Source organism: Streptomyces sp. NPDC001502 (assembly GCF_042894785.1).
Lineage (GTDB): Bacteria > Actinomycetota > Actinomycetes > Streptomycetales > Streptomycetaceae > Streptomyces > Streptomyces kutzneri.
In genome coordinates this window covers 113,019-126,288 of sequence record NZ_JBIAVW010000010.1, presented here as the reverse complement: position 1 = coordinate 126,288, position 13,270 = coordinate 113,019, and the positions used below count along the sequence as shown (strand labels likewise).

The window sequence follows — 13,270 nt, the reverse complement described above, 5'->3', positions numbered from 1 at the left end:
ACCGGCCTCCGGGGCGCGTTCGCCACACGGGAGCTGTAGTCCATGGCCGCCGGTTCCGTACGTGTTGTCCGTACGGCCTGGCGGAAGTCTTCAGGTCAGTGCGCGGCCCGACCCAGGTGGCTCCCGAGTACCAGGGCTGCGCGACGACGGCGTTCCTTACGCGGCGGGACCTTCCGGCGCCTTCGCGTCGGCTGCTACGGCGGCCGTGGGTGGGGCGGCCGTGTCAGCCTCGCGGTCGGGCGCGAGCGGGTCGGTCACCGTGCCGGACTCCTCGTCGAAGAGCCCCTGCGCCAGCCTGGTCACCGCTGAGGGGACCGGCGGCGCCAGGTCGGCCACAGCTCGGAGACCGGACAGGACGTCGTCGGGTCGCACGGCAGGTGTCAGATGCCGAACAACCAGCCGCAGTATCGCACAGGCATTGTCCAGCGGCCTATCAGCCGGGGCGGGAAGCGCTTCGAGGCTGACGACCGCGCCGCGCGTGTCGAAGGTCCGCATTCCATTCTTGGTCCGGCGCTGCACCTCCACGTTCTCGGCGGCGAGGAAGGCCGTCACGGCCCGTTCGGCCTCGGCGAGCTCCACGCCGTCCAGGCGCAGCTCCCACACGGAGGCGGTCAGCCGGTCCGCGAGGCCCGAGGTGCGGGCCTCGACGGCGTCGATGATGTCGAGTCCCGTGGGCATCGACTCGTCGAGCAGCTCACGGAGCTTCTCGGGGTCGCGGGGCTCGGCGAGCGCGATCTCCAGGTACTCGGCCTCGCTGCCGGTGCCGGTCGGGGCGGCGTTCGCGTACGAGACGCGCGGGTGCGGGGTGAAGCCGGCCGAGTACGCCATCGGCACCTCGGCGCGGCGCAGGGCCCGCTCGAAGGCGCGCTGGAAGTCACGGTGACTGGTGAACCGGAGGCGGCCGCGCTTGGTGTAGCGCAGTCGGATGCGCTGCACCACCGGTGCGGGAGGCGGGCCTTCGGGCTGTCGCTTGCCCAGTGGTTCTTCTCCTTGTGCGGGGCTCCGCGGCTCGCGCGTCGCCCTGAGGTCTGTCGACCCGCTCCGGCTCACCCCTGCCGTCGGGGCAGGGAGATCTCGTCAGCGGGTGCCGCGTCGGCGGCTGTCGTACTACCCAGAGTACGCGCCCGTGACCTCGCCGGTTCCACGGGAGGAGTACCGAACAGCGCACGGCGTACGGTGGCCCGCGCCTCGCGGACCGCGGCGCGGCCGGTCCGCCAGACCTCGCGGACGGCGTGCCCGACGGGGGTGAGAACGTGCCGGTACACCCGGGAGGCGGGCCACCCGACGAGCACCCAGCCGATCCGTTTGAGTCCGCGCCACAGCGCGGCGGTGATCAGCCCGGCCACGTGCCAGGCCCAGACGAGGACCCGTCCGGCCGGAGCGAGCACGTACCGGTACAGGCCGACGGCCAGCCACCCGAGGCCGAGCCCGACGGGCCGCAGCAGATACCGGTAGACGGCGGCCGCCAGCCATACGAGGCCCAGCCCGACGGGCCGCAGCACGTACCGGTGGACCACCGCGGCCAGCCATCCGATCCCGCGGCCGACGGGCGTGAGCACGTACCGCCACAGCCCGACCCACGGCCACACGAACAGCGTCATGCCGAGGGCCCACGCGGCCCAGCCGACGCCCTTGGCGAGGGGCGCGAGCAGGTAGCGCATGCCGCCCCGGCCCAGCCAGGCCAGCGCCTCGCCGAGCGGACGCAGCACGTAGGTCATCAGGATCCGCCCGGCCGGCGCGAGCAGGTGGTCGTACGCGCCGAGGCCCAGCCACGCCAGGCCCCGCCCGACCGGGGTGAGCACGTACCGCCAGAGCCCGATCCACGGCCAGACGAGGACCAGCTTGAGCAGGACGGTCAGCAGCCACCCCAGCCCACGGAGCAGCGGCCCGATGACATGGGCGTACAGCGGCCCGAGGACGTGCCGGTGCACGGCCCGGCCCCCGGCGGCCAGCAGTTCCCAAACCACTCGTACGGGCAGTACGACGAGTACCGCGACGATCTTCACGGGAATCCTGATGACGGCCACCAGGCACCCGTCGCCGCCGTCGGCCGGGGGTCGCTTGTCCGTTTCCATGCAGGAAAGGACACGCCAGAGGCCCCCACCCGTTGCGGGCGGGGGCCTCTCGTGACCCAAGGGTTACTTCACGACGGACAGCGGCAGCAGCTTCTTGCCGGTGGGGCCGATCTGGATCTCGGTCTGCATCTGAGGACACACGCCGCAGTCGAAGCACGGGGTCCAGCGGCAGTCGTCGACCTCGGTCTCGTCGAGGGCGTCCTGCCAGTCCTCCCAGAGCCAGTCCTTGTCGAGACCGGAGTCCAGGTGGTCCCAGGGCAGGACCTCCTCGTAGGTGCGCTCGCGGGTGGTGTACCAGGCCACGTCCACGCCGTAGGCGGGCAGGGTCTTCTCGGCCGCCTCCATCCAGCGGTCGTAGCTGAAGTGCTCGCGCCAGCCGTCGAAGCGGCCGCCCGACTCGTACACGGCGCGGATGACGTCGCCGACGCGGCGGTCGCCGCGCGAGAGCAGGCCTTCGACGACTCCCGGCTTGCCGTCGTGGTAGCGGAAGCCGATGGAGCGGCCGTACTTCTTGTCCGCCCGGAGCTTGTCCCGGAGCTTGCCCAGACGGGCGTCCGTCTCCTCCGCCGACAGCTGCGGCGCCCACTGGAAGGGGGTGTGCGGCTTGGGCACGAACCCGCCGATCGACACCGTGCAGCGGATGTCGTTCTGGCCGGAGACCTCGCGCCCCTTGGCGATGACGTTGACCGCCATGTCGCCGATCTGGAGCACGTCCTCGTCGGTCTCGGTCGGCAGGCCGACCATGAAGTACAGCTTCACCTGGCGCCAGCCGTTGCCGTACGCCGTGGAGACGGTCCGGATCAGGTCCTCTTCCGAGACCATCTTGTTGATGACCTTGCGCATGCGCTCGGAGCCGCCCTCGGGGGCGAAGGTCAGGCCGGAACGGCGACCGTTGCGGGTCAGCTCGTTGGCGAGGTCCACGTTGAACGCGTCCACGCGGGTCGACGGCAGGGACAGGCCCACCTTGTCGTCCGTGTAGCGGTCGGCGAGGCCCTTGGCGATGTCGGCGATCTCCGTGTGGTCCGCGGAGGACAGGGAGAGGAGGCCGACCTCCTCGAAGCCGGTCGCCTTCAGGCCCTTCTCCACCATTTCGCCGATGCCGGTGATGCTTCGCTCCCGCACGGGGCGCGTGATCATGCCGGCCTGGCAGAAACGGCAGCCGCGGGTGCAGCCGCGGAAGATCTCCACGGACATGCGCTCGTGGACGGTCTCGGCGAGCGGGACCAGGGGCTGCTTGGGGTAGGGCCACTCGTCGAGGTCCATGACCGTGTGCTTGGACACGCGCCACGGCACGCCGGAGCGGTTGGGCACGACACGGCCGATGCGGCCGTCCGGCAGGTACTCGACGTCGTAGAAGCCCGGGACGTAGACGTTGCCGGTCTTGGCGAGACGCAGGAGGACCTCTTCGCGCCCGCCCGGCCGCCCCTCGGCCTTCCAGGTGCGGATGATCTCGGTCATGTCGAGGACGGCCTGCTCGCCGTCGCCGATGACCGCGCAGTCGATGAACTCCGCGATCGGCTCGGGGTTGAAGGCCGCGTGGCCGCCCGCGAGGACGATCGGGTGGTCGACGGTACGGTTGCGGGCCTCCAGCGGGATGCCGGCGAGGTCCAGGGCCGTGAGCATGTTGGTGTAGCCCAGCTCCGTGGAGAAGGACAGGCCGAACACGTCGAAGGCGGAGACCGGGCGGTGGCTGTCCACGGTGAACTGCGGCACCTTGTGCTCGCGCATCAGTTCTTCGAGGTCGGGCCACACGCTGTAGGTGCGCTCGGCGAGGACGCCCTCGCGCTCGTTGAGCACCTCGTACAGGATCATGACGCCCTGGTTGGGCAGCCCGACTTCGTACGCGTCCGGGTACATGAGGGCCCAGCGGACGTCGCAGCTCTCCCACTCCTTGACCGTGGAGTTGAGTTCACCGCCGACGTACTGGATGGGCTTCTGCACGTGCGGAAGCAGGGCCTCAAGCTGAGGGAAGACCGACTCGGTCATCACGCGACTTTCGTGAAGCGGGCAGGGGGCAGCTATCTAGCGTACCCCGAGGCTCAGCCGCCCCCACCCACATGATCACTCCAGTGCCGCCCGCAGCGCGGGGTCGGAGGTCTCCGCCCAGATGTCCGGAAGTTCCCGCTCGCTCCGCTCGGCCAGGGCCTCCTCGCGGGCGTAGAGCACGCCCCAGGTGAAGGCGGACTCCCCCGCGCCCGTCGCCTGGACGGCGAGGCCGCGCAGGGCGCCGCGGGCCACCACGCTGTCCTGGTGGTCGCCGAGCAGGTTCTGCACCGCCTTCCCCGCCTTGGCCAGGTTCTTCGCCGGTCCGCCGAGTACGGGCACGGCCGACTCGGCCGCGTACCGGACGCGCTTGGCCGCCTTGCGGGCGTCGTGCAGGGCCAGGTCGCGCTGCTCGCCCTCGGCGAGGGAGAGTGCGCGATCGACGCGGACGGCGAGGCGCGCGTAGTCGTGGAGCACCGCCTTCGGCAGGACCGCTTCCGGGGGCCGGGCCGCGCGCTTCAGCAGCGGCGGCGCGTCCAGCAGGGCGTCGAGGGAGTCGAGCAGGGCCACGTAGCGCGCGCTGTCGAGGACGGCGAGGGCCCGGCGCCGCGATCCGGAGCGGCGGGCGGTGTTCCACACGCGCAGCCTGCTGCGGACCGGGCCGGTCATGAGGGTGCGGGGGAGCTCGCCGAGGCGGGTCTGGATCCGCTCCAGCAGGACCTCCTGGTCGCGGTCGACGCCGAGCTCGGCGGCGAGCCAGCGCAGCTCCTCGCCGATCGGGTCGGTGGCCGCCCGGTCGATCACCTTGCGGTACGTCTTGAAGGCGCTGCGGATCCGGCGGCTCGCGATCCGCATCTGGTGGACGGAGTCCGGCAGCCCGCGCCGCACGGCGGGGTCCTGGGCGACGAGCGCGTCGCGCTGTTCGCGCAGGTACGCGAGCACGTGCGCGCCCGTCGTACCTTCGGGGCCGCCGCTCTCGGGCCGGGCCGGGGGCTCGGCCGCGGTCTCGGCGAGGGCCCGGGCCAGCTTCGAGGGGGCGTCGGAGACCCGGAGTCCGGCCTTGCGGAAGGTCTTCTCCACGGCGTCGAGCAGTTCGGGGTCGACGCCGTCGGCGAGTTCCACCTCGACCTCGGTCCAGGTGGCGGTGGCCTCGCCGCGCTCGGCGACGACGGCGTCGGTGCTCAGTTCCGCGAGCAGGGCGCCGCCGGCGTCGAGGAGGTGGCTGACCTTGCGCGAGGAAAGGAGCCTGACCTGCGGCTGGAGCCCGGAGCCGCGGACGCGGGAGCGGACGAGGGCGGCGAGGGAGGGCGGGACCGCGTCGCTGAGCTCGGCCCCGATCTCGTCGCGCACTCCCGGGGAGACGGGCAGTTTGAGGTGCCAGCCCTCGTCCGCTCCGCCCGTTCTGCGCCGGAGGGTGAGGCCGTCGGCGGCGAGCCGCTGGTCGGGGGTGTCGTAGTAGACGGCGTCGAGGTCCACGGTGCCCTGGTCGGAGACGGCCGCGATGGCGGCCGTGCCCGTCAGGTCCGGCACTCCGCGCCGGGCCGATTTGGCCTTGGAGAACTCGAATTTCCGCTCGATTTCGCGCTTGGTGTCCGCCATAGACCGAACTTAGTCCTGAACGGATCACGTCGGCAGGGTGAACGGAACATCAGGCTGACAATGGCCGTTGCACCTTGATCGACTGCAGGAGTCCGATCGCCACCCACACGGCGAACATCGACGATCCTCCATACGAGACGAACGGCAAGGGGAGCCCGGCCACCGGCATGATCCCGAGGGTCATCCCGATGTTCTCGAAGGACTGGAAGGCGAACCAGGCGATGATCCCGGCGCACACGATCGTCCCGTACAGCTCGGTGGTCTCCCGGGCGATCATGCAGGACCGCCACAGGATGATGCCGAGCAGCACCAGGATCAGCCCGGCCCCGATGAAGCCCAGCTCCTCCCCCGCCACCGTGAAGACGAAGTCGGTCTGCTGCTCGGGCACGAACTGGCCGGTGGTCTGCGAGCCCTTGAACAGCCCGGAGCCGGTCAGGCCGCCGGAGCCGATCGCGATGCGCGCCTGGTTGGTGTTGTAGCCGACGCCCGCCGGGTCGAGCTCGGGGTTGGCGAAGGCCGCGAAGCGGTTGATCTGGTACTCGTCGAGGACGCCGAGCTGCCATATCAGGATGGCGCCGCTCGCGCCGGCGCCGAGCAGGCCCACCACCCAGCGGTTGGAGGCGCCGGAGGCCAGCAGCACGCCGAGCACGATCACGATCATGACCATCACGGAGCCGAGGTCGGGCATCAGCATGACGATGCCCATCGGGGCCGCCGCCAGGCAGAGCGCCTTGACGACCGTGCGGTGGTCCGGGTGGGCGAGATCGCCCGCGTCCACCCGGGTGGCCAGCAGCATCGCCATGACCAGGATGATCGTGATCTTCACGAACTCGGACGGCTGGAGGGAGAATCCGCCGCCGATGACGATCCACGCGTGGGCGCCGTTGATGGTGGCGCCGAGCGGGGTCAGCACGGCGAGGATCAGCACGAGGGAGAGCCCGTAGAGGATCGGCACGGCGCCGCGCAGGGTGCGGTGGCCGAGCCAGACCGTGCCGATCATCAGCACGAGGCCGATGCCGGTGTTCAGGGCGTGCCGGGCCAGGAAGTAGTACGGGTCCCCCTGGTTCAGGGTGGTCCTGTTGCGGGTCGCCGACCACACCAGCAGGGCGCCGATGCAGGAGAGGGCGAGCGCGGAGAGGAGTATCGGCCAGTCGAGCCGGCGCACCACCGAGTCGCGGGCGGTGAGCTTGGCCATCGCCCCGCGCTCGGGCGCGTACCGGGAGACGGAGAACTTGTTGGCGGTCTGCATGTCTTCCCTTAGGGGGTGTCTTGCCGGTCGGGGCGGATCAGGGAGCGGTGGTCGGTGTCATGGGGTCTCCCCAGGCCCGCCAGGGCCGAGGGGAAGGATCGCGAGGCGGACGAGGGAGGCGACGCGGAGCGTCGCCGGCCGAGGACAACGCGGCGAGGCGCGGTGCCGGGCGCCGCTTCCTGATCCGCCCTGACCGGCACGACACCCCCTAATCCCGGCGTGCCGCGGGCGGTGCGGGCGGCCCTGCGAGCACGGCCGGCTCAAGATCCTCCGGGGACGGCGGCACGTACGGCCGGATCTCCGGGGAGGTGATGGAGCCGTCGGGCCCGATCCGGGGCAGCTTCGCCTCGGGGCCCAGCAGCAGGGCCCGCTTCGGGTCCTGCTTGCCGTCCATGGTCAGACCGTAGATGGCGTTGTAGAGGTTGCGTACGGCGGGGCCCGAGGCTCCGGAGCCGGTGCCGCCCTGGGAGATCGTCATGACGATCGTGAAGTCCTTGGTGTACGTCGCCAGCCAGGAGGTGGTCTGCTTGCCGTAGACCTGGGCGGTGCCGGTCTTGGCGTGCATCGGGATCTTGTCCATCGGCCAGCCGCCGAACCGCCAGGCGGCGGTGCCGCCGGGCTCGACGACCGAGCGCAGGCCCTTGTCCAGGTCGCCGATGGTCTTGGCGTCGATCGGCAGCCTGCCGTGCGACTGGGGCTTGATCATCTCGATGTGCTTGCCGTCGGGGCTGATCACGGCCTTGCCGACCGTGGGGTTGTAGAGGGTGCCCCCGTTGCTGATGGCGGAGTAGGCGGTGGCCATCTGGATGGGGGTGACGAGGACGTCGCCCTGGCCGATGGCGAAGTTGATGCTGTCGTAGGCCTTCAGCTGGTTGCCTTCGAGGCAGCTCTCGTAGGCGATCTGCTCGACATAGGTGCCGCCCCGCTTGCCCTGCTTGCACCAGGCGTTCTTGTTGGCCTTCCAGAAGTTCTGCTTCCACTTCCGGTCGGGGATGCGTCCGGTGACCTCGTTCGGCAGGTCGATCCCGGTCTCGGAGCCGAGTCCGAACTCCCGGGCGGTCCGGTAGAACCAGTCGTGGGCGTCCTTCTTGGGGCTGAGGCCGCCGTCGCGCTGCCACTCCTTGTGGCCCAGGGCGTAGAAGACGGTGTTGCAGGAGAACTTGAGGGCGTCTCCGAGGGTGATGGGGCCGTGTCCCTTGGACTCGAAGTTCGCGAAGCTGCGGCCGCCGAGGCTGTAGGAGCTGCTGCAGTTGTACTTGTCGTCGAACTTGTAGCCGGCCCGCACCGCCGCGCTCGCGGAGACCACCTTGAAGATGGAGCCCGCGGGGGCCATGCCCTGGATGCCCCGGTTGAGCAGCGGGTAGTTGGAGCTCTTGCTGGTCAGCCTGGCGTAGTCCTTGCCGGAGATGCCGCCGACCCAGGTGTTGGGGTCGTAGTCGGGCTGGGAGGCCATGGCGACGATGCGGCCGGTCTTGGCCTCCATGACGACGACGGCGCCCGAGTCGGCCTCGTACTTGCGGCCGGTGATGTTGTCGGTCTCGTTGCGGACGACCTTCATCGCGTCCTGGAGCTCGTACTCGGCGACGGACTGGACCCGGGCGTCGATGCTGGTGACGAGGGTGGATCCGGCCACGCCGCGGTCGGACTTGGTCTGGCCCATGACCCGGCCGAGGTTGTCGACCTCGTACGAGGTGACCTCCGCCTTGCCGCGCAGCTGCCTGTCGTAGGTGCGTTCGATGCCGGAGCGCCCGACCTGGTCGGAACGCAGGTGCGGCGAGTCGGAGTCCTTGGCCTTCTGGATCTCCTCGTCGGTGACCGGCGAGAGGTAGCCGAGCACCTGTGCGGTACGGGCGCCGCCGGGGGCCGGGTAGCGGCGGACCGCGGTGGGCTCGGCGGTGATGCCGGGGAAGTCCTCGGGGCGTTCGCGCAGCTGCAGCGCCTGCTGCGTGGTGGCTTCGAGGGTGACCGGGATCGGCTGGTACGGGGAGCCGTTCCAGCAGGGCGCGGGCGTCTGGGAGTCGCAGAGCCGGACCTTGTCCATGACCTCCTTGGGGGTCATGTCCAGGACGTCGGCGAGGCGGGTCATGACGCCCTTGCCCTTGTCCTTCATCTTCATCAGCGCGGTGCGGCTGGCGGAGACGACGAGGCGGGTCTCGTTGTCGGCGAGCGGGACCCCGCGGGCGTCGAGGATCGAGCCGCGCACGGCGGGCTGGACGACCCGCTGGACGTGGTTGCTCTTCGCCTCGTGGTAGTACTCGTCGCCGTTGCGGATCTGGAGGTACCAGAGCCGCCCGCCGAGGGTGAGCAGCATCGAGAAGACGAGCACCTGGATCATGACGAGCCTGATCTGCACCCGGGAGGTACGTCCGGTCTCCGGAACGTTGGTCACGACTGCTCCTCCCTCACAGCTTTTTGACGCTCTTCACACCCTTGACCGCCTTGACCCCCTTTATACGGACAGCCTTGTTGGCCCGCGAGCGCGCGGTCTTCAGGCGCAGGCCGCCGCGCTGGCTGCCGATGCGCAGGCCCGTACCGCCGGCCAGCCAGCCGGCGGAGACGTCGGCGGCCTTGTTGGCGGGGCCGCCGCCGGCCTCGACGGCCATCGGGTCGTTCTCGGCGCGCCGGGCCAGGGCCATGATGAACGGCACGGTGAACGGCGCGAGCAGCAGGTCGTAGAGGGTCGCGGTGAACAGCAGCCCGGTCAGACCCACGTGGCGGGCGGCGGTGTCGCCGACGAGGGCGCCCACACCCGCGTAGAGCAGGGTGGAGCCGATCGCGGCGGCGACGACGGTGAGCATCGGGCCCCAGGCGGAACGGAACCGGCCGCCGTCGGGGCGGGTCAGCCCGGCGACGTAGCCGATGACGCACAGCACGAGCGCGTACCGCCCGGCGGCGTGGTCGGCGGGCGGGGCCAGGTCGGCGAGGAGGCCGGCGGCGAAGCCGATGAGCGCGCCACTGACGTGCCCGTACACGAGTGCGAGCGAGACGACCGTGAGGAGCAGCAGGTCGGGCACGGCGCCGGGCAGTTGGAGCCGGCCCAGGACGGTGACCTGGATGACGAGGGCGACCACGACGAGGGTGGCCGAGAGCAGGATCCGGTTGAAGCGCATGCGTGGTCTGCTCCTAGTCGTCGGCCGGCTTGGCGGGCACGCCGGCGGACCCGGACGGGGTGACCGTGACGGTGACCGTCGGGGTGGGCTTGGGTGCCTCGGGCTTGGGCGGCAGGACCGCGTCGCGGGGGTCCTCGCGCGGCGGCATCACCACGACGCCGACGATGTCCAGGCGCGAGAAGCCGACGAACGGACGCACCCAGACGGTGCGGGTCAGGTCGCCGCGCGAGGGGTCGACCTTGACCACCTCGCCGATCGGCACGCCGGGCACGAAGGGCTTGTTGCCGCGCGAGCCGAAGGTGACGAGCCGGTCGCCGGGGCTGACCTTGGCCTTGCCGTTGAGCATCTGGACGGACAGGGCGCGGTCGCCCTGTCCGGTGGCGAAGCCCAGTTCACCGGTCTTCTCCAGCCGGGTGCCGACGGTGAAGTCGGGGTCGTTGGCGAGGACGACGGTGGCGGTGTCGGGGCCGACGGTGCTGACCCGGCCGACGAGCCCGTCCCCGTTGAGGACGGTCATGTCGCGTTCGATGCCGTCCTTGGTGCCGGCGTCGATGGTGACGGTCCAGGAGAAGCCCTGGGCCGCTCCTATGGCGATGACCTCGGCGCCCTTGATGCCGTACTGCCCGGCGCCGGCCCGCTTGAGCATCTCGTCGAGCTCGTGGATGCGGCTGCGGGTCTGGTCCTCGCTGCCCAGCTTGGCCTTCAGCGCCGCGTTCTCGCGCTCCAGCGTGGCGATGCGGTTGTGGCGCTCGCCGGAGTCCCTTACCGCCCCTATGGCGTTGGCGACCGGATCGACCGCGGTCGCCACACCTTCCTCGACCGGGCCGAAGACCGCTGCCGCGGCCTGCCGGGCACCGTCGACCGGCGACTCCTCGCCTGCCCTGATGTCCACCGTGATCAACGCGAACGCGATGGCGATCAGAAGCACCAGGAGCAGCCGGCTTTCTCGTGTGTCCCTCACGTGCGGCGGCCGTGCCTTCCTCGTCGGATTTCTCTTTTGCCTGTATATCAACGATCCGCCGCACGGGCCCGGTAGCACCCGTACGGCGGATCCTTGTGTTCCGCATGGCCCCTCCGGCAGGGAGGGGCATCTGTCAGCGACGGGGCTGGGCGTCCAGGACCTGCTGGAGGGCCTCGAACTCCTCGACGCACTTGCCGGAGCCGAGCGCGACGGAGTCGAGGGGGTCCTCCGCGATGTGGATCGGCATGCCGGTCTCCCGGCGCAGCCGCTCGTCGAGGCCGCGCAGCAGGGCGCCGCCGCCGGTCAGGACGATGCCGCGGTCCATGATGTCGCCGGAGAGCTCCGGCGGGCACTTGTCGAGCGTGGTCTTGACCGCGTCGACGATGGCGTTGACCGGCTCCTCGATGGCCTTGCGCACCTCGGCGGCCGAGATGACGACCGTCTTGGGCAGACCGGAGACCAGGTCGCGCCCGCGGATCTCGGTGTGCTCGTCCTTGTCGAGGTCGTAGGCCGACCCGATGGTGATCTTGATCTGCTCGGCCGTGCGCTCACCCAGGAGGAGCGAGTACTCCTTCTTGATGTGCTGGATGATCGCGTTGTCGAGCTCGTCGCCGGCCACCCGGATGGACTGTGCCGTGACGATTCCGCCGAGGGAGATGACGGCGACCTCGGTGGTGCCGCCGCCGATGTCCACGACCATGTTGCCGGTGGCCTCGTGGACGGGCAGGCCCGAGCCGATGGCGGCGGCCATGGGCTCTTCGATGATGTGCACCTGGCGGGCGCCGGCCTGCGTGGACGCCTCGATGACGGCGCGTCGCTCCACTCCCGTGATGCCGGAGGGAACGCAGACCACCACGCGCGGTCGGGCCAGGTAGCGGCGCTTGTGGATCTTGAGGATGAAGTACCGGAGCATGCGCTCGGTGATCTCGAAGTCGGCGATGACGCCGTCCTTGAGGGGCCGTACGGCGACGATGTTGCCGGGCGTGCGCCCGATCATCTTCTTCGCCTCCGAGCCGACCGCCAGGATGCCACCGGTGTTCGTGTTGATGGCGACCACGGACGGCTCGTTCAGGACGATCCCCCGGCCCCTCACGTACACCAGCGTGTTGGCGGTCCCGAGGTCGATCGCCATGTCACGGCCGATGAACGACATTTTGTTCCCCTTGTTCCCCATGAGGAGCGTCTGGCCTTCCAGTTGATAGCGGCTGCTGTCAGGTCGGCGAGGTGGGTGTGTGGGTGGAGGCCCCATCGTAGTGCCGCAAGTACGAAGACCGCGCGACGGGACTCCGGCAATCCCGCCGGAATGGATACCCGCCCCCTCAGTGGTGACGACGTGTCCTGCCCAGGCGTTCCCGCTTCGGCCCGGAAATACCGGAGGGCGACCGAAATTACTTCGGTCGCCCCAGGTCATGAGCGCTATTCGGCTGATGTTCCGTCAGGAAAGCGTGCTCAGAGCGCCGGGAAGAACAGCTTCAGCTCACGTTCGGCGGACTCCTCGGAGTCCGAGGCGTGGATCAGGTTCTCACGCGTGATCGCGCCGAAATCACCCCGGATGGAGCCCGGCGCTGCGGCGATCGGGTCAGTGGGTCCGGCCAGCTGGCGGACGCCCTCGATCACCCGCTCGCCTTCGACCACCAGGGCGACGATCGGGCCGCTCGCCATGAAGCCCATGAGGGGCTCGTAGAACGGCTTGCCCTTGTGCTCGCCGTAGTGCGCCTCCAGGGTCTCCTGGTCCAGCGTACGCAGCTCCAGCGCGGGGATGGTCCAGCCGGCCTTCCGCTCGATGCGGCCGATGATCTCGCCGACCAGACCACGACGAACGGCGTCGGGCTTGAGCAGGACGAGGGTGCGCTGGGTCATGTTGCGGCTCCTTGCGGCAAACGGGTGCGGTAGGGCGAATCTACAGGGCCGATCAGGGGACCCGTCACGCAGCGTCAGGCGCCCCGGGGGCCGCCTGCGCCTCCTGAGCGGCCGCCCAGCGCGCCTTGATCGTGTCGATCTTGCGGCCGTAGTGCACGGAGCACCACCACAGTCCGGCGAACACGGCGCCGAGGAAGAACATCGTGGGTACGACGAACCCGCTCACGATCAGGCCGATCTGCAGGGCCCAGCCCAGCTGGACGGCCCCGGGACGCGACAGCATCCCGCACAGCAGCACCGACAGCAGCATGGTGACCCCGCACACCGTCCAGACCGCGGCCTGGGTCAGATCGGGGTCCTTCATCGCCACCAGCCCCGCGAAGCCGATCACGAAGAACTCGCCGATCAGCGTGCTCGCACACAGCGTGCGCAT

The 13,270-nt window shown here is 70.3% G+C and carries 11 protein-coding genes; all 11 read right to left on the bottom strand.

Going from position 1 to position 13,270, the window contains the following annotated elements; genetic code table 11:
• Nucleotides 1-156 precede the first annotated feature (156 nt).
• A complete protein-coding gene (locus ACFY0D_RS19525) occupies nt 157-936 on the bottom strand; it encodes a TIGR03936 family radical SAM-associated protein (RefSeq protein WP_301371181.1) in 780 nt (259 codons plus the stop codon).
• A 110-nt stretch (nt 937-1,046) separates the two neighbouring features.
• On the bottom strand, nt 1,047-2,075 hold the full coding sequence (locus tag ACFY0D_RS19520) for a hypothetical protein (RefSeq protein WP_390799436.1): 1,029 nt from the start codon (nt 2,073-2,075) through the stop codon (nt 1,047-1,049).
• A 63-nt stretch (nt 2,076-2,138) separates the two neighbouring features.
• Complete coding sequence (locus ACFY0D_RS19515) at nt 2,139-4,064, bottom strand: TIGR03960 family B12-binding radical SAM protein (protein ID WP_390799435.1); 1,926 nt, start codon at nt 4,062-4,064, stop codon at nt 2,139-2,141.
• 72 nt (nt 4,065-4,136) lie between these two features.
• Complete coding sequence (locus ACFY0D_RS19510; RefSeq protein WP_390799434.1) at nt 4,137-5,657, bottom strand: CHAD domain-containing protein; 1,521 nt, start codon at nt 5,655-5,657, stop codon at nt 4,137-4,139.
• Nucleotides 5,658-5,706: 49 nt separating this feature from the next.
• The gene (gene rodA, locus ACFY0D_RS19505; protein ID WP_390799433.1) at nt 5,707-6,906 is read right to left on the bottom strand and encodes a rod shape-determining protein RodA; all 1,200 of its coding nucleotides are present in this window, start codon (nt 6,904-6,906) and stop codon (nt 5,707-5,709) included.
• Between the two features lie 208 nt (nt 6,907-7,114).
• The gene (gene mrdA, locus ACFY0D_RS19500; protein WP_390799432.1) at nt 7,115-9,295 is read right to left on the bottom strand and encodes a penicillin-binding protein 2; all 2,181 of its coding nucleotides are present in this window, start codon (nt 9,293-9,295) and stop codon (nt 7,115-7,117) included.
• 13 nt (nt 9,296-9,308) lie between these two features.
• On the bottom strand, nt 9,309-10,016 hold the full coding sequence (gene mreD / locus ACFY0D_RS19495; RefSeq protein ID WP_150257423.1) for a rod shape-determining protein MreD: 708 nt from the start codon (nt 10,014-10,016) through the stop codon (nt 9,309-9,311).
• A 13-nt stretch (nt 10,017-10,029) separates the two neighbouring features.
• Nucleotides 10,030-10,977: a rod shape-determining protein MreC gene (gene mreC, locus ACFY0D_RS19490; RefSeq protein WP_301371167.1), complete on the bottom strand. Its 948-nt coding sequence runs from the start codon at nt 10,975-10,977 to the stop codon at nt 10,030-10,032.
• Between the two features lie 133 nt (nt 10,978-11,110).
• Nucleotides 11,111-12,130 (bottom strand): rod shape-determining protein, encoded by a 1,020-nt coding sequence (locus tag ACFY0D_RS19485; RefSeq protein ID WP_008738981.1) that lies wholly within the window; start codon nt 12,128-12,130, stop codon nt 11,111-11,113.
• A 296-nt stretch (nt 12,131-12,426) separates the two neighbouring features.
• Complete coding sequence (gene ndk / locus ACFY0D_RS19480) at nt 12,427-12,837, bottom strand: nucleoside-diphosphate kinase (RefSeq protein ID WP_390799431.1); 411 nt, start codon at nt 12,835-12,837, stop codon at nt 12,427-12,429.
• A gap of 64 nt (nt 12,838-12,901) precedes the next feature.
• Nucleotides 12,902-13,270 (bottom strand): DUF4233 domain-containing protein, encoded by a 369-nt coding sequence (locus ACFY0D_RS19475; protein ID WP_390799430.1) that lies wholly within the window; start codon nt 13,268-13,270, stop codon nt 12,902-12,904.

Excerpts from the sequence above, each read along its gene's own strand:
- ACFY0D_RS19520 (WP_390799436.1), bottom strand. The coding sequence starts at position 2,075 with ATGGAAACGGACAAGCGACCCCCGGCCGACGGCGGCGACGGGTGCCTG.
- ACFY0D_RS19510 (WP_390799434.1), bottom strand. The coding sequence starts at position 5,657 with ATGGCGGACACCAAGCGCGAAATCGAGCGGAAATTCGAGTTCTCCAAG.
- rodA (WP_390799433.1), bottom strand. The coding sequence starts at position 6,906 with ATGCAGACCGCCAACAAGTTCTCCGTCTCCCGGTACGCGCCCGAGCGC.
- mreD (WP_150257423.1), bottom strand. The coding sequence starts at position 10,016 with ATGCGCTTCAACCGGATCCTGCTCTCGGCCACCCTCGTCGTGGTCGCC.
- ACFY0D_RS19485 (WP_008738981.1), bottom strand. The coding sequence starts at position 12,130 with ATGTCGTTCATCGGCCGTGACATGGCGATCGACCTCGGGACCGCCAAC.
- ndk (WP_390799431.1), bottom strand. The coding sequence starts at position 12,837 with ATGACCCAGCGCACCCTCGTCCTGCTCAAGCCCGACGCCGTTCGTCGT.
- ACFY0D_RS19475 (WP_390799430.1), bottom strand. The coding sequence starts at position 13,270 with ATGCGCACGCTGTGTGCGAGCACGCTGATCGGCGAGTTCTTCGTGATC.